The sequence below is a fragment of the Arthrobacter sp. FW306-2-2C-D06B genome, assembly GCF_021789175.1.
Taxonomy (GTDB): domain Bacteria; phylum Actinomycetota; class Actinomycetes; order Actinomycetales; family Micrococcaceae; genus Arthrobacter.
Genome location: NZ_CP084560.1, coordinates 4,142,122 through 4,163,480 on the forward strand (window position 1 = coordinate 4,142,122; position 21,359 = coordinate 4,163,480).

General features: G+C 63.5%; 22 protein-coding genes. 15 read left to right on the forward strand and 7 right to left on the reverse strand.

The window, feature by feature from the left end; all coding sequences use genetic code 11:
* Positions 1–53: 53 nt before the first annotated feature.
* Positions 54–1,538 carry a purine-cytosine permease family protein gene (locus LFT47_RS19285; RefSeq protein WP_236813237.1) on the reverse strand — a complete coding sequence of 495 codons (1,485 nt, stop codon included), beginning with the start codon at positions 1,536–1,538 and terminating at the stop codon, positions 54–56.
* A 15-nt stretch (positions 1,539–1,553) separates the two neighbouring features.
* The gene (locus tag LFT47_RS19290; RefSeq protein ID WP_236813239.1) at positions 1,554–1,952 is read right to left on the reverse strand and encodes a YybH family protein; all 399 of its coding nucleotides are present in this window, start codon (positions 1,950–1,952) and stop codon (positions 1,554–1,556) included.
* Between the two features lie 200 nt (positions 1,953–2,152).
* On the opposite strand from LFT47_RS19290, the gene LFT47_RS19295 reads away from it, so the two are divergent.
* The 7 genes from LFT47_RS19295 (at position 2,153) to LFT47_RS19325 (ending at position 6,564) form a co-directional block, all read left to right on the forward strand.
* The gene (locus LFT47_RS19295; protein ID WP_236813240.1) at positions 2,153–2,968 is read left to right on the forward strand and encodes a methyltransferase domain-containing protein; all 816 of its coding nucleotides are present in this window, start codon (positions 2,153–2,155) and stop codon (positions 2,966–2,968) included.
* A gap of 114 nt (positions 2,969–3,082) precedes the next feature.
* Entirely contained in the window at positions 3,083–3,442 is a 360-nt protein-coding gene (locus tag LFT47_RS19300) for a YciI family protein (protein ID WP_236813242.1), read from the forward strand.
* Positions 3,443–3,445: 3 nt separating this feature from the next.
* Positions 3,446–4,699: an RNA polymerase sigma factor gene (locus tag LFT47_RS19305; protein ID WP_236813244.1), complete on the forward strand. Its 1,254-nt coding sequence runs from the start codon at positions 3,446–3,448 to the stop codon at positions 4,697–4,699.
* Between the two features lie 48 nt (positions 4,700–4,747).
* Complete coding sequence (locus tag LFT47_RS19310; protein WP_236813246.1) at positions 4,748–5,209, forward strand: hypothetical protein; 462 nt, start codon at positions 4,748–4,750, stop codon at positions 5,207–5,209.
* Between the two features lie 82 nt (positions 5,210–5,291).
* Positions 5,292–5,516 carry a type II toxin-antitoxin system Phd/YefM family antitoxin gene (locus LFT47_RS19315; RefSeq protein WP_236813249.1) on the forward strand — a complete coding sequence of 75 codons (225 nt, stop codon included), beginning with the start codon at positions 5,292–5,294 and terminating at the stop codon, positions 5,514–5,516.
* The gene (locus LFT47_RS19320) at positions 5,513–5,905 is read left to right on the forward strand and encodes a type II toxin-antitoxin system VapC family toxin (RefSeq protein ID WP_236813251.1); all 393 of its coding nucleotides are present in this window, start codon (positions 5,513–5,515) and stop codon (positions 5,903–5,905) included. The genes LFT47_RS19315 and LFT47_RS19320 overlap by 4 nt, the downstream gene beginning before the upstream one ends.
* Positions 5,906–5,940: 35 nt before the next feature.
* Positions 5,941–6,564, forward strand: a complete 624-nt coding sequence (locus LFT47_RS19325) for a LysE family transporter (RefSeq protein ID WP_236813253.1) — start codon at positions 5,941–5,943, stop codon at positions 6,562–6,564.
* Positions 6,565–6,628: 64 nt separating this feature from the next.
* On the opposite strand, the gene LFT47_RS19330 is transcribed toward LFT47_RS19325, so the two are convergent.
* Together LFT47_RS19330 and LFT47_RS19335 are read right to left on the reverse strand one after the other, a co-directional pair.
* Positions 6,629–7,645 (reverse strand): hypothetical protein, encoded by a 1,017-nt coding sequence (locus tag LFT47_RS19330; protein WP_236813255.1) that lies wholly within the window; start codon positions 7,643–7,645, stop codon positions 6,629–6,631.
* 97 nt (positions 7,646–7,742) lie between these two features.
* Positions 7,743–8,789, reverse strand: coding sequence for a LacI family DNA-binding transcriptional regulator (locus LFT47_RS19335; protein ID WP_442863419.1), 1,047 nt, complete (start codon positions 8,787–8,789; stop codon positions 7,743–7,745).
* Positions 8,790–8,952: 163 nt separating this feature from the next.
* Between LFT47_RS19335 and uriH the strand changes: the two genes are divergently transcribed.
* The 5 genes from uriH to pabB all read left to right on the forward strand — a co-directional run bounded on the left by uriH (position 8,953) and on the right by pabB (position 15,080).
* Positions 8,953–9,966 (forward strand): uridine-preferring nucleoside hydrolase UriH, encoded by a 1,014-nt coding sequence (uriH, locus tag LFT47_RS19340; RefSeq protein ID WP_236813257.1) that lies wholly within the window; start codon positions 8,953–8,955, stop codon positions 9,964–9,966.
* On the forward strand, positions 9,967–11,394 hold the full coding sequence (gene uriT / locus LFT47_RS19345; RefSeq protein ID WP_236813259.1) for a uridine transporter UriT: 1,428 nt from the start codon (positions 9,967–9,969) through the stop codon (positions 11,392–11,394).
* Positions 11,391–12,335: a ribokinase gene (locus LFT47_RS19350; protein ID WP_236813261.1), complete on the forward strand. Its 945-nt coding sequence runs from the start codon at positions 11,391–11,393 to the stop codon at positions 12,333–12,335. The genes uriT and LFT47_RS19350 overlap by 4 nt, the downstream gene beginning before the upstream one ends.
* Before the next feature lie 103 nt (positions 12,336–12,438).
* Positions 12,439–12,999, forward strand: a complete 561-nt coding sequence (locus LFT47_RS19355) for a low molecular weight protein-tyrosine-phosphatase (RefSeq protein ID WP_236813263.1) — start codon at positions 12,439–12,441, stop codon at positions 12,997–12,999.
* Entirely contained in the window at positions 12,996–15,080 is a 2,085-nt protein-coding gene (gene pabB, locus LFT47_RS19360) for an aminodeoxychorismate synthase component I (RefSeq protein ID WP_236813265.1), read from the forward strand. Before LFT47_RS19355 ends, pabB begins: the two co-directional genes overlap by 4 nt.
* A gap of 3 nt (positions 15,081–15,083) precedes the next feature.
* Here the strand turns inward: pabB and LFT47_RS19365 are convergent, their stop codons facing one another.
* Positions 15,084–16,664 (reverse strand): NCS1 family nucleobase:cation symporter-1, encoded by a 1,581-nt coding sequence (locus tag LFT47_RS19365; protein WP_236813267.1) that lies wholly within the window; start codon positions 16,662–16,664, stop codon positions 15,084–15,086.
* Between the two features lie 136 nt (positions 16,665–16,800).
* Here LFT47_RS19365 and LFT47_RS19370 point away from each other — a divergent pair, with 136 nt between their 5' ends.
* The gene (locus LFT47_RS19370; protein ID WP_236813269.1) at positions 16,801–17,265 is read left to right on the forward strand and encodes a phage tail protein; all 465 of its coding nucleotides are present in this window, start codon (positions 16,801–16,803) and stop codon (positions 17,263–17,265) included.
* Between the two features lie 186 nt (positions 17,266–17,451).
* Complete coding sequence (locus tag LFT47_RS19375) at positions 17,452–18,168, forward strand: hypothetical protein (protein WP_236813271.1); 717 nt, start codon at positions 17,452–17,454, stop codon at positions 18,166–18,168.
* Positions 18,169–18,187: 19 nt separating this feature from the next.
* Here LFT47_RS19375 and LFT47_RS19380 read toward each other — a convergent pair whose 3' ends face one another.
* Positions 18,188–19,285 (reverse strand): FAD-dependent oxidoreductase, encoded by a 1,098-nt coding sequence (locus tag LFT47_RS19380; protein ID WP_236813273.1) that lies wholly within the window; start codon positions 19,283–19,285, stop codon positions 18,188–18,190.
* 112 nt (positions 19,286–19,397) lie between these two features.
* Here LFT47_RS19380 and LFT47_RS19385 point away from each other — a divergent pair, with 112 nt between their 5' ends.
* Entirely contained in the window at positions 19,398–19,847 is a 450-nt protein-coding gene (locus tag LFT47_RS19385) for a MarR family winged helix-turn-helix transcriptional regulator (protein WP_236813275.1), read from the forward strand.
* 4 nt (positions 19,848–19,851) lie between these two features.
* On the opposite strand, the gene cls is transcribed toward LFT47_RS19385, so the two are convergent.
* Positions 19,852–21,324 (reverse strand): cardiolipin synthase, encoded by a 1,473-nt coding sequence (gene cls, locus LFT47_RS19390; RefSeq protein ID WP_236813276.1) that lies wholly within the window; start codon positions 21,322–21,324, stop codon positions 19,852–19,854.
* Positions 21,325–21,359 lie beyond the last annotated feature (35 nt).

The window sequence follows — 21,359 nt, forward strand, 5'->3', positions numbered from 1 at the left end:
TCACGAATCGCCGGGTTTCCCCCAACGCCCGCTCACGAAGCAATGCCCAGGGGTCAATAAGGCACCGGGGTCGTTGCTTCTTCCTCGCGGCCGAGTTTTTGATCGCTGCTTAGCTGTGCGGCCTGTTCGGCAGCCACGTTGAGTGAGCGGCTGAGCAGGATGTAGGCGATGGAAGTGACAAGCAGCCCGACGAGCCAAGCGATGTCGACGCCGCCCAGTGCCTGGGCAAGGGGTCCCGTGTAGCTCCAGGAACCGATCTGGGGCAGCACCATGAAGGGAATTTCAGCGACGAGGCCGATAGCGAAGGAGAGCAAGCCCCGCGACCCCCAAGCACCGTAGATACCCTTGGGAGTGAACAGGTCCGTGATGGCGTAGTGGCCCTTCCGGACCAGGAAGTAATCGACCAGGTTCGTCGCCGTCCAGGGAACCAGAAGGTACAGCATGAGGGTCAGTGAGGAGAACACCGTGCTGACAGCCCCGGAGGTAATAGTGCTGGCGATGAGGTACCACACCGCTGTCAGCACGAGGATGGTGATGACCCGGGCTTTGCGGGTCGGCTTGATCGGCCGGATGGAATCGACCGTAGTCAACACGGTAAGCATCCCGCCGTAGGCGTTCATTCCCATGGTGGCGGCCAGAGCCATGGCTGAAAGCAGCGCGGTCGCATCACCGAGGTGCACGAAAACAGTGTTTCCTGCCAGCTGGAGTCCGGCGAGGCCGTCGGTGGCGCCAAGCCGGATCGCCAGCCACGCCCCAAGGACGATCAGCCAGATCGCAGACGACGATGCGCCGAAGAACACAGCAGCGATGACGGACCGGCTTTTGGTTCTGGACGGCAGGTACCGCGAATAGTCGGAGACGTAGGGGGCATACGTGATGTTGTATGCCGCTGCCGCGGCGAACTGTGCCATGAACGCGCCCCAGTTGAAGCCGTACTGCGTGGCGCTTTCGGCTCCGCCGGCGTTTCCGGTGATGACTCCGATGGTCAGAATCAGCATCAGCGGCAGGGAAACGTAGAGCAGCACGCGGAAGGCCTTGTGCAGCCAGTCATGGCCGAAGATCGCAAGGGCCGCCGCGCCCGCCGCAGCGACAACGGCAATGAGTGCCGGGTTCCAGCCGAAAGCGCTGCCGAGGCCGTCACCGAGGAGCACGGTATCAACGACATTGAAGGCCACATAGGTGAAAAGGGTGGCGATCAAGGGAACGACCACGCCCCGGTACCCGAATTGGGCCCGCGACTGGATCATCTGCGGTAGGCCCATGGTTGGACCCTGGGAGGCGTGGAAGGCCATGAAAATGGTTCCCACTCCGATGCCCAGAACGCTGGCCACCACCGTCCACCCGAGGGACAGGCCCATCGATGGGCCGATGAAGCCGATCGGGATGGAGAAGTATTGGAAATTGCCCAGGAACCAAAGCGGCGCTTGGTGCCACAGGCGGCCGTGCCGTTCGTTATCGGGAACCCAGTCGATTGAACGGACCTCGATCAGTGGTGCGCCGGGCCGCGCCCTGGGCCGGTCGGATGCTTCTGTCGTCATTGCTGGACTCCGTGATCAGAAAGTGTTGAGTGATAGGTGCTCGTGCACGGCCTTGATGCCGCCGGAGCCGGCGCGGGTAAACACGATGGTTTCCCGTTCCTCGGTGATTGCCCGCTGCCCCTGCTCTTCCGTGGTGGTAGCCACGCTGTGGGAAAAAACCGCGGTTGTGCCGTAGATCTGGATGAATGGATCGCTGCTGTGGCAGCCGATCACTTTCCAGCCTTCGGACACCCAGGTGCGCCACTGCTCTTCGTAGTCGTCCCGGCTGTTGAGCCGTTCGGGGGTCCCGTGGAACAAGAAGGTCGCCTGCGGATCGAATGAGCCGAAATATGCTTCCTCGTCCATGGCCGAATAGGCCGCAACGATCCGTTCCGCTGCCGACGTGACTTCTTCCGGCGTTAGCTGCGGGCTCATCTAGTCTCCATTTCTGGCTTGGAATGCCCTGCTTGCGGGCTTATGTCGCCGCCGGACGGGCGCGTGCTCTGAGTGATGTGGATCACTTTTCCATCATGCAACGACTGATGCCTTTTAGGCAACACGTTTCGTCGAAGAGTCGTCGAAGAGTCATTGGGCAGTTCCGCCCGCTTTCCACTCCCTCGGGGTAGCGTTTCCCTATGAACGAGCAGAAGCCTGAAGACGTCTACACACACGGCCACCACGAGTCCGTCGTACGCGCCCACGCCTCCCGCACAGCCGAGAACTCTGCCGCGTTTGTCATCCCGCACCTCACCGCCGGGACATCAGTGCTCGACGTCGGATGCGGACCTGGGAGCATCACCTGCGACTTCGCGGAGCTGGTGGCTCCCGCGAAGGTTGTCGGGCTCGACCGTTCCGCCGACATCGTGGCCCAGGCTGCCTCGCTCGCGGCCGAACGTGGCATGGAAAACGTGGAATTCGTGACCGGTAACATCTACGATCTGGACTTCGAGGACGAGACCTTCGACCTCGTCCACGCCCACCAGGTCCTGCAGCACTTGACCGACCCCGTTGCTGCGCTGCGCGAGATGCGGCGCGTGGCCAAGCCCGGCGCCATCGTGGCAGTGCGCGACGCCGATTTCCACGGCATGAGCTGGTACCCGGAGGTCCGCGAGCTCGACGACTGGATGGAGCTCTACCAGAAGATCGCCCGACGGAACGGGGCGGAGCCCGACGCCGGGCGGCGGCTTGTGTCGTGGGCACAGCAGGCGGGCTTCACCGACGTCGCGCCCTCCAGCAGCAACTGGCTTTACGCCACCGCGCAGCAGCGCCGTTGGCAGTCGCGGGTGTGGAGCGAGCGCGTCCTGCACTCCGCCTTTGCGGAGCAGGCCCTGGAATACGGGCTGGCCAACGAGGCTGACCTGGCCCGGATCGCCGCCGGTTGGCACCGTTGGGGCTCCACGGATGATGGCTACTTCCTGATCCCGAACGGGGAAGTCATCGCACGGGCGTAGCCGGCCGCCAAAAGTTTCTTGGGATTTTCCATCAACCCATGTCGAAAACCGTCCCGTAGTTCCGACCTATGAACGAAAGCGCCCACACGGAGCGCCCCTGATAAGGAGTTCGAGATGAAGTACATGATCATGATGTTTGGTTCCGCCGAGGGCATGATGGAAACCGCCGATCCCGAGTGGATCAGGGAAATGATCGGGTTCATGATCCAGATCGACAAGGATCTCAGCGATTCAGGCGAAATGGTTTTCAACGCGGGACTGGCTGACCCCGGGACTGCCAAGCTGGTCAAGCAGACGGACAGCGGGGTCATCACCACCGATGGACCTTTCGCCGAAGCCAAGGAATCCCTCATCGGCTACTGGGTGGTGGACGTCGCCAGCGAGGAACGGGCAGTGGAAATCTGCTCCAGCATCGTGAAATACGCACCGGTTGTGGAGCTGCGCCGCGTCCAGGACGCACCGCCGGAGGTCTAACGCTTGGCCGAGCCTTCCGGGGAATCCACGGTGGAGGACCTGCTGCGCACGCTTGCGCCGCAGGTCCTTGGCGCGCTCGTCCGCAGGCACGGCCAATTTGCCGAGTGCGAGGATGCCGTCCAGGAAGCGCTGCTCGAGGCAGCATTGCAATGGCCGGTCTCCGGCGTCCCGGACAACCCCAGATCCTGGCTACTCACGGTCGCCACACGGCGGTTGGTGGACTACTGGCGCAGCGAAAGTGCCAGACAGGCACGCGAACAACGTGCGGCATCCATGGAACCGCCGGCCCCCGAGGAGCCTTCTTCGCTCAGTGAAACGGACGGGTTTGCGGAAGATACCCTCACCCTCCTTTTCCTGTGCTGCCACCCTGCCCTCTCAGCACCCTCGCAGCTGGCACTGACATTGCGGGCAGTCGGAGGGCTCACGACGGCGGAAATCGCCAGCGCGTTCTTTGTCCCGGAAGCCACCATGGGCCAGAGGATCAGCCGGGCCAAGCAGAGCATCAAGAAGGCCGGAGCCCATTTCGAGCTCCCGGAAACGGGCGAGCGAAAGGCGCGGCTCGGCGTCGTACTCCACGTCCTGTACCTGATCTTCAATGAGGGTTACGCGGCGAGTTCCGGGCCGTCCATGCAGCGCGAAGACCTCACAGCGGAGGCCATCCGCCTTACGCGGCTCCTGCGCGGCCTGCTCCCGGGCGAGCTTGAGGTGGGCGGACTGCTGGCCCTCATGCTCCTTACAGATGCACGACGCCGGGCGAGGTCCCTTCCGGACGGGATGCTGGTGCCGCTAGCCGAGCAGGATCGCCGGCAGTGGGACACGACGCAGATCGCCGAGGGCCTTGGACTCTTGTCGGCCGTGCTGGGGGTTGGGCGTCCGGGACCCTACCAACTGCAGGCCGCGATCGCGGCGGTCCATGCCGAGGCGGCCTCCGCGGAGCAGACCGACTGGCCACAGATCCTGGCGTTGTACACGGTCCTCGAAGCCATGGCCCCAAGCCCGGTGGTGGCATTGAACCGGGCAGTTGCCGTGGCAATGGTTGAAGGGCCGCAGGTGGCCCTTGAGCTGCTGGACGGGATTGATGTCGAGTTGAAAAGGTGGCACAGGCTCGACGCCGTTCGCGGGCACTTGCTCGAAATGTCCGGTGACCTTGCGGGCGCCCGGGAGTGCTTTCTCGCCGCGGCAAGGAAAACGGGGAGCCTGCAGGAACGGCAGTATCTCCTGGTGAAGGCGGCCAAGCTGGGGCAGTTGTCCACATAGGCAAAGTGGTCTCTGTCGGCGGCCCGCGGTGGTGAATAGCCTCAAACCATGATCATTCAAGCAGGCTTTGACCTACAGATTCTCGCCCGTCCTCTCATCGACCAGGAAGAAAAGCTTTACCCAAGACTCGTCGTGATCGGCCTCGACGCCGAGATGCAGCTGGAAAGCATCCGGGTAGTCACGGAGTCCTTTGAAGGCAGCCTGAATCCATTCCAGGACGCCATCCTGGAAGATCTGGATCTCGAGGGCTCAACGTATTTTGCGATCGCGCACGCCGGAATCTGGGCCGAGGACGATTATTACGATGAGCAGCCAATCCTCCAGGAAGCGAAGAAACTCAAGGGTATTGCCGAAGAGCGCGGGTTTCACATGATCGGTCATTTTGGCATCGACGAAACCGGATACATGTCCAATGGCCCGCACTCCTACTTCGACCAATATCCATCCGGGGACGATCTCCCGGACACGATGCTTCACTGGGTGCATTCGAGGTTTGGCCATTGTGAGTAGGCGTCGGAGCACAACGGCTAAAAGCGTCCACGGCCGTTCTGAGTCTTACGCCACAAGGATTGACCAAGTACGCTTGGTCAACATGGGCCAGTACAACATCCAGGAAGCGAAAACGCGGCTCTCTGAACTTCTCCATATGGTTGAACGAGGCGAAGAGGTGATTATTGCCAAGGCCGGCAAGCCCGTCGCACGAATAGTTCGTATTGAGCACCCTCGAAAGCGCGAGTTGGGCTTCCTGGGTCAGATCAATCTTCCTGACAACCTGTTCGACCCTCTGACGGAGCAAGAACTGGCGGAGTGGGAATGACTGCGTTTCTCTTGGATTCCAACGCGTTGGTGCTCGCGATGACCAGGCCAGAACAATTGTCCAGCACGGCCCGGTCGATCATCGAAGATCTCGAAAATCGAACTTTTGCCTCAGCTGCCTCGGCCTATGAACTGGCTTACAAGTACTCACGCGGTCGCCTCGCTGCATTGGATCCGATCATGACCGGGTACCGTCAGCACGTAAGACGTGTAGTCACCGAGGAACTGAGCCTTACCGCGGAGCATGCCCTGGCTGCGGCATCGTTTGACTGGCCGCACAGGGACCCTTTCGATCGGATGATTGCTGCGCAGGCCGCCGTCGAGGGCTTGACGCTTGTGACGTCCGATCGGGCGCTCCAGGAATTCCGACTCGTCAGCACGATCTGGTAGCGATTCGTCCCGTCCTGCGGGCATAAGCTGGATTGGTGCAAATTTCGCTTTGGCTGGCCCTGGTAGGCGCCGGCACCCTGATCAGTTTCACTCCCGGCGCAGGCGCCATCTCCACTATGAGCAACTCGCTCAACTCCGGATTCCGCCGCTCCATCTGGGGAGTGCTGGGCCAACAGGCGGCACTGATCATCCATATCCTGATCGTGGCTCTCGGGGTAGGTGTTCTGGTCTCGAGCTCACCCGTGGTTTTCAACGTCATCCGCTACACGGGGGCCGCATACCTGGTGTACATGGGCATCCGGCAGTTCCTTCACCGGCCGGATCTGGACAAGGAAAAAGTGGAGGCCCGGCGCAACGAGCCAGCGTGGTCCATGTTCCAGCGAGGCGTTTGGGTCAACTTGCTCAATCCCAAGGCGATCGTCTTCTTCCTGGCCTTCATGCCGCAGTTCATCCGCCCCGAGCAGCCCCTGATTCCGCAGTATCTGGTCCTCAGCAGCACGATCGTCTTCATCGACATCTGCGTCATGTGGTTCTTCTTCGCTTTGGCCGCCCGGTCATTCCAACGGTTCACCCACAACGAGCACGGGCAAAAGGTCTTGAACCGCACTTTCGGCGTGCTGTTCGTGTCCGTGGGCGTTCTACTCGCCGCCATCCACTAAAACAAATCGATTGCTCCCCACCGGCGTGGGCCCAAACTGCCGTTTTGAACCTTCAGAACGGCGGTTACGTGGGGCCACGCCGGCGAGGGCCCCGGCCTGAGCTTGCGAAGGCTGGGAGCCGGTGGGGAGCACTCGTTTGTTGTCGGGCGGGCCGCCAGCCGGCCTGGACCAGCGCGCTTCGGACCTTGGCTACGGCAGCTTTCGCATCGTTGAACATGTGGCGCTTTGAGATCCGGACCTCCGTCCAGCCCAGCGCCTCATACCGCTCCGAGGGGCTAATGTCCCGCACCACTTGTGCTTCGTTGCCGTGGCCCTCGCCCTCGTACTCGATGCCGATCCTGTACTTCTTGTATGACAAGTCAGGCTGCAGGAACCTCCCGCCGTCCCTGGCCTCAACCGGCACGTTGAGTTCGGGTTCCGGTAATCCTGCTCTCGCGATGGCCAACCGGAGCAAGGATTCCTGCGGGGAATCGGAGCCCACACGAATCAGCCGGATGGCCTCCTTGGCTTTGCGCAGGCCGCGCTTGCCCTTGTGGCGATCGATCATCCGCTGAAGATCCGCGAGAGTGCACAACGGCGTGTCTCGCCCTTCGAATTCAACCCGCGGCCTCCGCACACAGCTGTCCCCCATGACCACCAATTCGTCCACGGTCAGCATCTCGGCCATGTCCAGCCAAGTGCGCTCCACGGTGGTGACAGCGACGCCGTCAACCGTCGTGACCTCGTCCTCATAGAGCTTCATGCGGTGGACGACGACATGTGGACGGTTGAGATGGGCTGCACCCTCCGGTCTAATCACGTGGAACATCTGTGTTGGCTCCTTCTGGCGACGCCGCGGCAGATCAAGAAGCTCTGCCGCGGTGAGGTGGGATGCCGCGCATCGCTCATTGACCTCGACGAAAGGGCGCACACGGACGCACAAGGGGAGCTCCGCCGTCGGGCGCTCCGAACGGATCCCCTTACCGAGTCTCTTCAGAGAGCCGTGCCGCAGACGCCTGGCACTGACACCCTCCCGGGCCGCCTCGGCGATAGTGAACGGCCGCGTCTCGAGGCTCACGGGGAGGCGACGCGGGGTTTTCATGACCCCATCAGAGCAGAAAACGACCAACCTCGCAGAAGTTATCCACAGCCTCCATCGATTGCTCCAGAACGGTCGTTTTGAGCCCTCAAAACGACAATTACTCAGCAATCGATGTGGAGCCGCGCACCACCAACGAGCTCTCGAGGGTCAGTTGCGGTTGGTCCAGCTCACGGCCTTCCATCAGCCCCCGGAGTTGTTCGCCGGCCTTGAGTCCCAGGGACGTGGCCGGCAGATGCACACTGGTCAGGCTCGGGTTGCTCGTGGCCGAATATGGCAGGTCATCGAAGCCGGCGACCGCGAGCTCCTCAGGAATCCGGACACCGGCCACGCGGGCCTCCTGCAACACACCGTAGGCGTGGGTGTCCGTTCCGCAAACGACGGCGGTGACCCCGGCGCGCTGCCAGTCCGGCCACGCGGCAGCGAAGGCAGCCGCGGCAGCGCCGACGTCGATGGTGGTGCTGATGATGTGCGCGTCCGCAATGGAAATACCGGAGGAATTTGCCTCATCCAGGAACGCCGCCCGGCGCACCTCGAACGTGGCTGTGCCCGTCACACTGTCCACGTAGGCAACCCGCTTGTGCCCGGAGGCCGCAAGATGCGCGGCCAATTGACGGGCGCCGTGGGCAACATCGAGGTTCACGGATGGGGCATAGGCTTCGAGGCCGGGGGCATCGAGAAGGACCAGCGGCCCGCCCACGGACAGCTCCTCCAGGAAGCTTGCGTTGGGCGCATCCACCAGCAGGCCGGCGGGACGAAGGGCCAGTAGCTTTCGGACGTCCTCCGCACGGGGAAACTCACCGGCGTCGGTCACGGAGAGCAGCAGCTGGTACTCCGAGCCGAGCGATTCCCGGACTCCCGCGATGACCTTGGCGAAAAAGGGGTTGGAAATGTCCGGTGCCACAAGGATCACAATCGAGCTCACGCCCTTGGCCAACGAACTGCCGATGCCATCCACCACGTAGCCGAGTTCGGCGATAGCCTGGCGGACTCGTGAAATGTTGTCTTCGGAGACCCTGCCCTGGGTTTTGCCGTTGGCAACCAGGGACACCGTCGCAGTCGAGACCCCTGCCAGGGAGGCCACCATCGCCGCGGTGACGCGCTGCGTACGGCCTAGGGCCCGATGCACTGGTTCCGCGGATTCCATACAACGATCGTAGCGGGGAATCAGCCATCTCCCATTCCGCAAGGCATCAAGCGCTTGACGCAATGGGCGTTAAGCGCTTGACGTAAGACGTAACCCAGTGCCAGAATTCCCCTGAATGCTTTAGCGCCCTGCCTCGGCAGGCCCCAATGACGTGGAGATGAACATGGATCCCAACACCATGACCCGTGAACGCAAGAAGATCATCCTGGATTGTGATCCCGGGCACGACGACGCCGTAGCCCTGCTGCTGGCCCACGGCAACCCGGACATCGAACTGCTCGCCGTTACCACGGTGGTGGGGAACCAAACCCTGGAAAAGGTCACCCGAAACGCCCTGTCCGTGGGCACCATCGCCGGCATCACCGGCGTTCCCTTTGCCGCCGGCTGCGACCGCCCACTCGTCCGCTCCATAGAAACCGCGCCGGACATCCACGGCGAAACCGGCATGGACGGGCCCGAACAGCCCCAGTCCGCCATCGAGCTGGACCCGCGCCACGCCGTCGACCTCATCATCGAAACGATCATGGCGCTCGAGCCGGGCACCGTTACCCTCGTCCCCACAGCGGGACTCACAAACATCGCCATGGCCGCCCGCAAGGAGCCGCGCATCGTTGAACGCGTCAAGGAAGTTGTCCTCATGGGCGGCGGCTACCACGTTGGCAATTGGAGCGCCGTGGCGGAATTCAACATCATCATTGACCCCGAGGCCGCACACATCGTCTTCAACGAAAAGTGGCCCGTGGTGATGGTCGGTCTGGACCTCACGCACCAAGCGCTGGCCACTCCCGAGGTCGTCGAGAAGATCGCCGCCGTGGGCACCAAGCCGGCCAAGTTCGTCATGGAACTGATGGAGTTCTTCACCAAGACCTACAAGGATGCACAGGGCTTCGACTATCCCCCGGTGCACGATCCTTGCGCCGTGGCCTACGTCATCGACCCCACTGTGATGACTACCCGCAAAGTCCCCGTTGACATCGAACTGCAGGGCAAGCTCACCCTTGGCATGACCGTAGCCGATTTCCGCGCCCCCGCACCGGCCGACTGCCACACCTCCGTCGCCGTCGACCTTGACCACGAGAAGTTCTGGAACCTCGTCACCGACGCGATCATCCGCATCGGCGAGCCCGACGCCGGCGAACCCGCCGTCGCCAGCAGCATCGCAGGAGAGGCCAAGTAAATGACCACCCTCATCAACGAAACCAAGACCAGCCGCGGCAATGTCGCGGCCCTCATGGTCGCCCTGTTGGCCGCCTGCGTAGCCTTCCAGCTCAACGCGTCGATGCTCAGCCCGGCCCTGGTCACCATGGGCAACGAGCTCCACACGGACCAGGCGGTCATCGGCCTCTCCCAGACCTGGTTCTTCACGGCAGCAGCTTTGTTCTCGCTCTTCCTGCCGCGCCTGAGCGACATCGTCGGCCGCAAGAAGATCCTCCTCGGCATGATGCTGCTGATGGCCGTAGGCTCGGTCATCGCAGCCATGGCACCCGACGTTACATGGCTCTTCGTGGGCCGCATCGTCCAAGGCGTCAGCGGCCCCACCGTGCCGCTGTGCCTCATCATGCTGCGCTCCGCGGTCAACAACCCGCGCAAGTATGGAGCCTTGATGGGCCTCATCACGGCAGTCAACGGCGGCGTTGCCGGCGTCGACTCCTTCGTGGGCGGTTACTTCGCCGAGCACTTCGGATTCCGCAGCATTTTCTGGCTCATGGTTGGCCTCGCCATCGTGGCCACGGCCCTGGTCGCCATCCTTGCCGGTGAGAGCAAGCCCGCCGCCGGCACCACCATGGATTGGCTCGGCGTGTTCTTCATTGTCATCGCGGCGGGCGCACTCCTGACGGCCCTTAACGAGGGATCCAAGCTGGTTGGCGCCTTCTCTTCCGGAACTCTGATGCTGGCCATCGGGCTGATTGTGGTCGCTGCTGCCGCGTTCGCCGCGTTCTGGACAGTCGAGAAGCGATCCAAGGAACCGATGGTGGAAACCGTCCACCTGCGCCAGCGATCCACCTGGGCGCCGCTGCTGACCACCACCCTCGCCATGACCGGCATCTTCGCAGTCATCAACGGCATCGTCCCGGCCTACGTCCAGGCCGCGGCACCGGGATTCGGGGTTGGCCCCACCGAGATGTCCCTCATGATCCTCACCCCGTACGCCCTGCTCGGCTGGGTATTCGGACCCATCAGCGGCCGGCTCGCCCCGGTGCTCGGCTACACCAAAGTCCTCCGCATCGGCATGCTGGGAAGCATCGCGGCCCTGGCCGTCATCGCGTTCTTCGGACTCAGCAGCCTACCCCTCATGATCGTGGGAACGGCCTTACTCGGCATCATGTACGCCGGTACGGTCAACATCATGCTCAACGGACTCGGAGTTGTCCTCTCCCCCGCCGGCAACCCCGGCTTCCTGCCCGGCATGAACGCCGGAGCATTCAACCTCGGCGCAGGCCTGAGCTTCCTGGTGTTGCCGGCCGTCCTTGTGGCGACCTCGGCCCTCGGCGACGCCAGGGCCTCGTACTTGACGGTCGTCGTCGTCGGCCTCGCCATCACGGTCGCCGCCTTCGCTGCCTCGCTGCTCATCCCGAAGCCGCTCGAAGCCGAGGTTGAAAAGTGAACCGCCGGATCGTCGTCGTCGGGTCCCTGAATGCGGACCTGACCATCTATTGCGAGCGGCTCCCGCTCCCGGGAGAAACCGTCCACGGCAACGGTTTCGCGGTCAATCCCGGCGGCAAGAGCGCCAACCAGGCCGTCGCGGCGAGCAGGCTGGGTGGAACGGTGAGCCTGATCGGCGCGGTCGGAAACGACTCCAACGGTGACATGCTCCTTGCCTCCACGCAAGGGGCCGGCGTGGACGTTTCGCGCGTCCGGCGTTCCGCGGATGTCGCCACCGGCGTCGCGGTCATCGCGGTAGACGCGAACGGTGAGAACAACATCATCATTTCGGCAGGCGCCAACGGAACGCTCGCCCCGGCGGATGTGTCGGCGGACGCCTTCGACGACGCCGCGGTGCTCTGCCTCTGCCTGGAGGTCAGCCTCGAGACGGTGGAGGCTGCCGCCAAAACAGCGCACGACGCCGGCGCAACCGTTCTGTTGAACCTCTCGCCGTACGCCGAGATCCCGCAAAGCCTGGCCGCCTTGAGCGATGTACTGCTGGTGAACGCCCATGAAGCGTCAATGTTCCTGGGCGACGCCGAAATGCCGCACCCGGGGGCCCATGCAAGCGCCTGGGAGTCGGTCCGAAGCCAGTTCGCCGAGCGCGGATTGCAACGGGTATTGGTTACCCTCGGCTCCCACGGCTCGGTGGTGTTGGATTCACTCGCCGCATCCGGGGAACAGATCTCCCGGATCGCACCCACCAAGGTCAATGCCGTGGATACGACCGGCGCAGGGGACGCCTTCACCGGTGCCGTCGCTGCCCGCCTCGCCGCGGGCGAAACCCTGGCCGAAGCCGCGGCGTTCGCATCGGTGGCCGCAGCGCTCGCCACCACCAAGAAGGGCACCCAGGCCGCCTACCCCGGGGCCGAGGAAGTCCTGGAGCACTTGCGGATTTCCTGACTCGGCCTGCCCTTTTACGCCCCCACCAGCGACTTTACAAATCCTGTAATCTCTCTTTCCTTTTGACTAGCCAAGACAGGGTGGCATCCCCCATGCTTGCTCCATGTACTCAGCGTTGAGCCCATACCGCATCATCACCGTCTGCACGGGAAACATCTGCCGCTCACCCATGGCGCAACTGATGCTGACTGAAGCGTTCGACGCCGGAGGGATGGGTGAAGCGGTTGTTGTGGACTCCGCGGGAACTACGTCCTACGAGGCCGGGCACCCCATCGATCCACGCGCAGCCCGGGTCCTTTCGTCCCATCGGATCCGCTCCGAGGGTCACATTGCCAGGATCTGGCGCCCGGAGTGGTTCCGGGAGCGGGACCTGATTTTGGCCCTCGACGTGGATCACTATGGCTGGCTGCACGAGGCCGCCCCGGATTCGGAAACACTCGCCAAGATCCGGATGCTGCGCAGTTTCGACCCAGCCGTTGTTGGCCGGAGCACCCTGGACCTGGGCATCGAGGATCCTTGGTATGGGGGCCACCATGACTTCGACGTGACCTGGGACCTCATTCGCGCGGCCGTCCCTGGCATCGTCGCGCACACGCGGGAAACCCTTGCCGCGAGGCAGCACGCACAGCAGCACGACCCGCAGCAGGTACGCTCTATTTCATGACCCCAGCACCCGTGATCATCGCCATCGATGGCCGGTCCGGCGCGGGAAAGACTACTCTCGCCGTCGAACTTGCCGCCCGCCTACGCATGCATCACAAGGTGTCGTTGTTCCATCTTGAGGACATCTATCCGGGCTGGAACGGCCTTGCGGCGGGCGTCGAGCGGTACGTCACCACGGTCCTGGCCCCGCTGCGGCACGGCGACGCCGCCGCGTGGGTCAGTTGGGATTGGGAGAAACACTACGACGGCCGCAGCCACGTGACGCTGCCTGCCGAAATCGTCATCGTTGAGGGCGTCGGCGCCGCCGCGAGTGCGGCCCGCCCCATGCTGGACGCCGTGGTCTGGGTAGACGCTCCCGACGACGACCGCCGGCACCGTGCAATGGCCCGGGACGGCAGCAGCTACGAACCGTTCTGGGACAGCTGGGCCGCGCAGGAGGACGAGTGGCTGGAGACGGACGACGTCCTCGACCACATCGATGTCCGGGTGCTGAACCGGGCGGACGGCAAGGCCCCGGATGACGCCCTGCAGGCGCTGAACTATCTCCCGTCGCTCTCCCCTATGCTGGCCCCCGAGCTCTCGGCACGCCGCGGCTTGCAGCTCAAGGCCGAACGGATCGACGCCACGCCGGACGCCGCGGCGCTATTCCACTCGCTCTACGCCGAGTCCGCCAACGCCGTCTGGCTCGATTCCTCCAACACGTCCTCCAACAGGGACACAGTCGTCGCCGCCGGATCCTCGAATGCGGCGACCGAGCGCAGCCGCTTCAGTATCCTCGCGGACGACGGCGGCTCCTTCGGTCAAGCTGTAATGCATAGTTCCGGAGCCACCCGGCTAAGCGCCGGATGCGCCACCGTGGAGACCACGGGTCCCTTTTTCCGCTGGCTGGACACCGTGTGGGGCCGCAAGGCCTTGAGGGCGCCGGAAGGCTACGACTGCGAATTCACGCTCGGCTGGTTGGGCTACCTCGGCTATGAATTGAAGCGGGAGACCGGTGGCAGCGATGTCCACGCCGGCACGCCGGATGCGGCGTTGCTTTTCGCCGGCCGCGCCGTCGTGATCGACCACCGTGACGCCGCGGTGTGGCTACTTGCCATCGATGCTCCCGACGCCGGCGAATGGCTTCGGCTAGCACGGGAGGCCGTGCTGTCCGCGTCGGCACCCCAAGAGGCCGGCACGCCGAGGCACTCGGCCGGGGATCCCGCCGTCGGGAGCCGCACCGTGGCGCTCGAGTTCTCCAGCCGCGACACCGAGGATGACTACAAAAGCAAAATCGCTGAAGCCCAGCACCAGATCGCCGAGGGCAACACGTACGAGGTCTGCCTGACCACCACAGTGACCGCCCCGGATCCCGGGCTGGACCCGTGGGCGAGCTACCTCGCGCTCCGCAAGCGCAACCCGGCGCCGTTCGCGAGCTACTTGCGGTTCGGCGATCTGACGGTCGCGAGTACCTCGCCGGAGCGCTTCCTGCGGATAACCTCCGACGGCGGGATGCGGGCCGAGCCGATCAAGGGCACCAGGGGCCGGGCCAACGATCCTGTCATCGACGAGGCCCTGCGGCGCGGCCTTGAATCCTCGCTCAAGGACCGTGCCGAGAACATCATGATCGTGGACCTGCTCCGCAACGACCTCAGCCATTTCGCGCTGCCCGGGTCAGTGACCGTCAGCCGGTTGTGCGAGGTGGAAAGCTATGCCACGGTGCACCAGATGGTCAGCACTATCGACGCCCGGCTGCGCCCCGGAGCACCCCGGGCCGAGGCCGTGGCGGCCGCGTTCCCCGCCGGGTCCATGACAGGCGCCCCGAAGATCAGCACCATGGACATCCTTGACGATTTGGAGTCCGGACCGCGCGGGGTCTACTCCGGCGCGATCGGGTACTTTTCGCTCAACGCGGCGACGGACCTCGCCGTCGTGATCCGGACCCTGGTGATGGGTCCCGACGGCGACGGTGGACGCACGCTCAGTCTCGGCGTCGGAGGGGCCATTACCGCGGATTCGACGCCCCAGGACGAATACGACGAAATCCGGACGAAGGCGTTCGGCGTGCTCTCGGCCCTCGGCGCGGAGTTTCCCACTACCTGAGAATCAGTCGTGCTCCTCCGTGCGGGCGCGGACTGTCCGGGGATCGTTGCGGGTGATCGTGTAGTAGATCAGGCTGGCCAGGATTGCCCCGACGAACCATGAATACGGGCCCAGGCCCGAGCCTCCCGGGAGGAAGTTCTGCAGGGCCGGGACCAGCGCCAAAACACCTGCGACGACGGCGGCTGGGACCAGCGCGGCGACGGCCTTGAGGTTCCAGCCTTTGGTGTAGAAGTAGAGTCCTTTCTCGTCCTCGTGGTACAGGTCCGAAACCTTGCACCGCTGGTGCCGGATGCGGAAGAAGTCCGTGAAGATGACCCCGAACAACGGACCAAGCAGCGCGCCCAGGCCGCCGAGGAAGTACACGATCACCACGGGACTGCTGAAGAGGTTCCAGGGCAGGATCACGATTGCGAGCACCGCACTGATGAGGCCGCCGCGGCGGAAGTCAATGCGGTGCGGGGCCACGTTGGCGAGGTCGTAGGAGGCCGAAACGAAGTTCGCTACGACGTTGATGCCGATCGTGGCCACCACGAACGTGACGGCGGCGATGATGGTGATCCACGGATTCTTGATCGCCTGGACGATCGCCACCGGATCGGTGATCACCTTGAACATGTCCTGGCCGGCATACTGGTCTGCGGTGAAGTAGGACGCCGCCCCGGCTGTGACCACCACGGTGACCAGGGCGAACGCGATGAAGTTCACCGGGAGGCCCCAGAAGTTACCGCGGAGGATGGTCTTGCGGTCCGGCGAGAACCGGGAGAAATCGCAGAAGTTCAGGAGAAGCGCCGCGAAGTAAGTGACTGTCAGGGCGATTGCCGAGAAGAACTGGGTCAAGGCCGCGGGACCGTCCAAAGGCGCGATGCCCGGGATCGAGAGGCTGAACTTGTTGCCCGCTTGCGTCAGGATGTAGATCGCGAGCGCGAACATGGCCACCCAGATGGCGGGCCCGGCCCAGTCCTGGAACTTCCGGACCGTCTCCATGCCGCGCCGGATGACCAGCAGCTGGACCGCCCAGAGGACCAGGAAGGCCGCCCAGCCCAGCGGCGTCAGGCCAAGGATGCGTGGCACGTCCGGACCGTCGAGCGAGGTCAACTGGGGCCACACCGAAAACAGCAGCACCAACACGGCTTCCGAAGCGAGCCAGGTCTGGATGCCGTACCAGGCGATGGCGATGAGTGCCCGGATCAGGGCGGCCAGGTTGGCGCCAAAGAGGCCGAAGGACATCCGCGCCAGGACCGGATACGGGACGCCGGTTTTCTGTCCGGCCGTCCCGGCAAAGTTCATGAGGAAGTAGACCAGGGTAATGCCGAGGACCAGGGCCAGGAAGACTTGCCAGCCCACCAGGCCGGTGATGAAGAGACCGGCCGCGAAAGTGTAACCGGCGATGCTGTGGACGTCGCACATCCACAGGGCGAAGAGGCTGCGGACTCTCCAGTTTCGTTGCCGGGCCGGTGCGAGGTCCGCATTCCACAGCCTGTCGCTGACCAATCGGCCCTCGGCCAGGATTCGGACTTTCTCGGGGTATTCGTCTCCTGGCTCGGGTGGTGCCTGCACAGCCGGGGACTCGTTTTTCCGCGCCATGATGCCTCCGAAGAACGCTTCCAAACATGCTTGGAACTCCAGAATCGCCCCATTGCTCCTGGATGGAAAGCCCCTTGGCAGCGCTGGAACGCCGTCACGCTAGCATTGGTCCAACCATGTCTTACTAGGAGGATGCATGCCGTACATCGTTGACTTCGAGAACGTTTCTACCGTCGGCCTGGAATCGTCTCCGGTCGCCGAGGCGCTTGCCGGGTTGCGTGCCAACGAGGGCCGCTACTACCGGAACAAATACGACCACGTCTTCACCGTGAGCCCAGCCAGCGAGGTTCCGGAGGTCGTCGATCGAGTAAGCCGCATCCTGAAGGAGGAGCGCGACATCGTCATCAGCTCCCGCCCGCTGGAAGCAACTTCCTTCGACGTCGACGGTTTGCGGATGGCGTACGTCTTCTACGAGTCGGGACTGTCGATCAACGTCATGTACAGCATCGAGGCCGACGGGAAGCGAGCGGTCGGATTCAAACTCGCCGACGGCATGGAGGTTCCGGAAGAACTAGCATCACGCTTCAAATTCGCTCGCCAGAAGTCGAAGCTTGCAGGCGTCATCCGCGGCTCCTTCTTCGTGATCAAGGGCGAGTACTGACCGTGCCGACGGCATCCAAGTAGACAACACTCTATTTAGGAAGCCTACTGATTATGTACCGTGGCAACCATCCTATTCATGACTGCTTGGGATCGGTGCGGGGAAAGACCGGCCCGGCGGTTGAGGCAAGGCTGTGCCGGTTACCCCCGGGAAAGGCCATGCCGCCACGAAAATTGGGGTTTACACATGAAAAAAATGCCCGCACCGCTCGGGATTCTCTTTGCTGCCGTACTGGCGTTGACGGGCTGCGGAGGTCCCTCGAATCCGGGAACCGCGGCCGCTTCTTCCTCGACGCCGACGCCTACACCGACGCCCACTCCGAAGACGTACACGAATGAAGAACTCGCTTCGATCGTCGCGCAGTTGAAGGACGACCAGGGCAAGCCGTTGACCGTCATACCCGCTGCGCAGATCGACCAGGGCATCATCGCCGCGAAGCAGATGCTCAAGTCCGCCGTCATCACACCCCCGGCGTGCGCGGCCTTGGCGAACAACAACGCTCAGGTTCCGGAGGGGGCGACGTATGCGGCGGGGCAGAGCATCTCGGCGGCGGACAAGTCCGTCACCGTGATCACCGCCCTGGCGGTGAAGGATCCCACGGTATTGGGCGGCCAGACGAAGAGGTCCAGTGATGCGCTGGCCCAGTGTTCTACCTTCACGATCGAGGCGGGAGGGCAGAAGGTCACTACCCAGACACAGTCGTTGCCGGGAAAGACCAGCGGGGACCAGTCGGTCGGGATGTTGATGACCCAGGTCCTGCCGTCGGGCCAGAAGGCCACCACACTGACCGTGACCGGAGTGAAAGGCAACCTCGGGGCCACGGCGATCAAGACGGGCGCCACCGTCACCCCTGACTCGGCGGCGGAACTGGTCAAACTCGTCGACGCGGTCCTCGGCCAGTAATCAGGCGGCGGCAGCCAGCTTAGGCGCCGAGGTTCAACATTTCGACATAGCGGTCGATCATCATGTGTTGGCCCTTGATCTGCGAGATCAGCTCCGGGCTGGCGATCTCGCCGTCGGGCAGTTGGCCCGAACCGCCGGACGGCCCCAAGGGAAGGATGATGACCGGCTTCGACGGCGCGTAAGCGGACAGCTCCGCCGAGCCCTCAATCTGGGCTTGGATGTTCTTGGCAACCACCACGGCCTCGCGTCCCGCGACGCCGGCTTTGTTCACGTCGATCGCCGAAATGTCACCCAAGGCGTAGACGTTCTCGAAGCCCGCGACGCGGAGTTCGGGGGTGACGTCCAGGTAGCCCTCGGCAGTCCGTGAGGCCAGGAGGTCTCCCGCCACATAGTCCGTCTGGGGGGCTATTCCGTAGCAGCGGAACCAAATGTCCGCCTGGATGTCAGTACCGTCCGCGGTGTTCACGGTAAAGGTGGCGAATTCGCCCGCGGGAACCGGCGGCAACTGGACCAACGGATTCCCCAGGATCCGCCGTACGCCGAGTTCATCCAGCTGCCGGTTGACCTCAATCCGCAGCCGTGGATCGTACGGCCCCGGAAGGATGTCCGGCGCCACATCCACCATCACGATGTCCTTCTCCGGCCATGCCGCCGCGATCTCCCCGGCAAATTCAAGGCCGACAGCCCCGGCGCCCAGCAGCATCACCCTGTCGGCGCGTTTGAGGTCATCATGTGCGGCCTGGTAGCGGGCGATGGCGTCGGAAGTGACCATTCGATCGCTCTTGGCCGGGAACGGGTAGCTGGAACCGCTTGCGAGGACAATATAGTCCGGTGCCAGGCTGGCCCCCGAGGCCAACTCGACCGCGTGCCCGTCCACCCGGACTGCGCGGTCCCGGAGAACCGTGCCGTGCACCAGCAGGCGGTCGTAGGGAAGGAACATCCGCGGCAGGAAATCGGGTTGGACCACCGATCGGAGGGCCGCAATGTTGTGTACGAAAGCATCCTTGGGCTCCACCAAGGTAACCGTCGCGTGCTCGTCCAGCGCCTTGGCTACGGAGATCCCACCGTAGCCGCCACCAATAACCACCACAGTGGGGTGCGGAGCCTGATCATTCATGGCAACTCCTTAGGTAGAAAGCTCACGCCGCTCGGCTCGTGCCGCTCAGATCGTTTATGAATGACAACGATTGCTGGTGATCAATAATTTCCTCAGTGATAAGATTTTGCTGATGAGTCCTTCGACAGCGGGAAAGCAACTGGGGTTTCTCTTAGCGCGCCACGGGCGCATCATGAATACGCGACTCCGCCAAGCGTTGGACTCCTCCGGGCTCAGCCCAAGGCATGCCGTGCTGTTGTGCCGGCTTGACGAGTCCGGGCCGCTCAGTCAGCAAGGCCTGATCGATGTTCTCTCCATCGATGCGAGCGGACTTGTAGCGGTCCTGAACGACCTAGAACGCGAAGGACTGGCGGAACGGCGCCGCGATCCCGCGGACCGTCGTCGTCATATCGTAGAAATCACCGCGGAAGGCAAGCGCGCGGTGGCGTCGATTGAAGTTGCGGTGGCCGACGTCGAGCAGGAGGCCTTTGCGGGGTTCTCCGCCGATGAGCTCCAGCAACTCCATGGGCTGTTGTCGAGGATCCACGGCGAACCCGCGGACGAGGCCTGCGCCGAGGATTGAGTCCCTACTGCAGGGTCGCCGTCAGCCGCGCCACGTTGTCCACATATTTGGCAAGCATCGGCCGGTGCAACCAGCCCTCCAGTGTCAGCTCGCGGCACATTTCCCGGTAACTCGATTCAACGGAGCGCATGCTGTCCACGGCTTCGGCGCCCAGGAGCATCACGGACACCTCCATGTTGAGCGAGAAGGAGCGCATGTCCATATTGCTGGAGCCTAGGACGGCCACCTCTTCGTCGATGGTGAAGTGCTTGGCGTGCAGGACGTACGGCGCGCGGTACAGGTAGATGCGCACCCCGGCTTCCAGCAGCGCCTCGTAGTAGGAGCGCTGGGCGTGGTGGACGAGGAACTGGTCGCCCTTCTCGGAGACGAAAAGTTCCACGTCGACGCCACGCTGGGCCGCCGTCGTAATGGCGTACAGCAGCGAATCATCGGGCACGAAGTACGGGCTGCAGATCGAGATGCGGTGCTGGGCCGAGTAAATCAGCGTATTGAACAGGCGCAGGTTGTTTTCCGTGACGAACCCCGGGCCGCTGGGAACCACCTGGGCCGTCATTCGCCCGGGTGTTGCCTGGACCGCGACCTGCAATTGGTTTTCCAGGGATTCATCGGTTTCGCTGAGCCAGTCGGTTGCGAAGACGACGTTGAGGGTAGCGACGATCGGCCCCTCCATCCGCGCCATGAGTTCCACCCATTTACGCCCGGCGCGCCGGTGCTTGGGGTTGTTGTAGGAGGGCTCGATCAGGTTCTGGGAGCCCGTGAAGGCGATTTCGCCGTCGATCACCAGGATTTTCCGGTGGTTCCGCAAATCCGGACGGCGCCACTGTCCGTGGATGGGCAGCAACGGCAACATGCGGCGCCACTGGATCTGGCCGCTGCTGAGCCTACGGACCAGCCTTCGGTAGCCGGGGATACGCAGCGTGCCGATGTGGTCGAACAGAAGGCGGACGTTGACACCGCGCGCTGCCGCGTTTTCCAACTCGGTGAGGAGTTCGTCCGTGACTGAGTCACTGCTCATGATGTAGAACTCCGCATTGACGAACTTCTTGGCCCCCCGGACCGCTTCCGCCATCGCCTTGATCGACTCCTCGTAGCCGGGGAAGAGCTCCACGGAGTTACCGTCCACCATCGGCAAGGAACCCAGGCGCCGGTTCAGTTCACCGGCCGACGTCACCCATTCGGGTCCCGAGTACGTGCTTACGACGTCGGCGAGCGCCGAAGTGCCTGCACGCACCCGATCGTTGACTTGCTCCTGCTGCTCCCGACGACGGCGGGACAAGCGGAAATTGCCGAACAACAGGAACAGGACGAAACCGACGGACGGAACGAGGAAGACGGCCAGGAGCCAGGCCATGGCCGTCGTGGGGCGGCGGTTTCCGGGGATGACGCCCAGCAGCACGACGCGTAAGGCGATCTCAACGATGGCCCACGCGCCGAGGAGCCAAGTCCACTCTGTCCCGAACTGAAAAGGAAACAGCACCCCACGCCCCCACGATCGAATAGCCAATCAAAGAA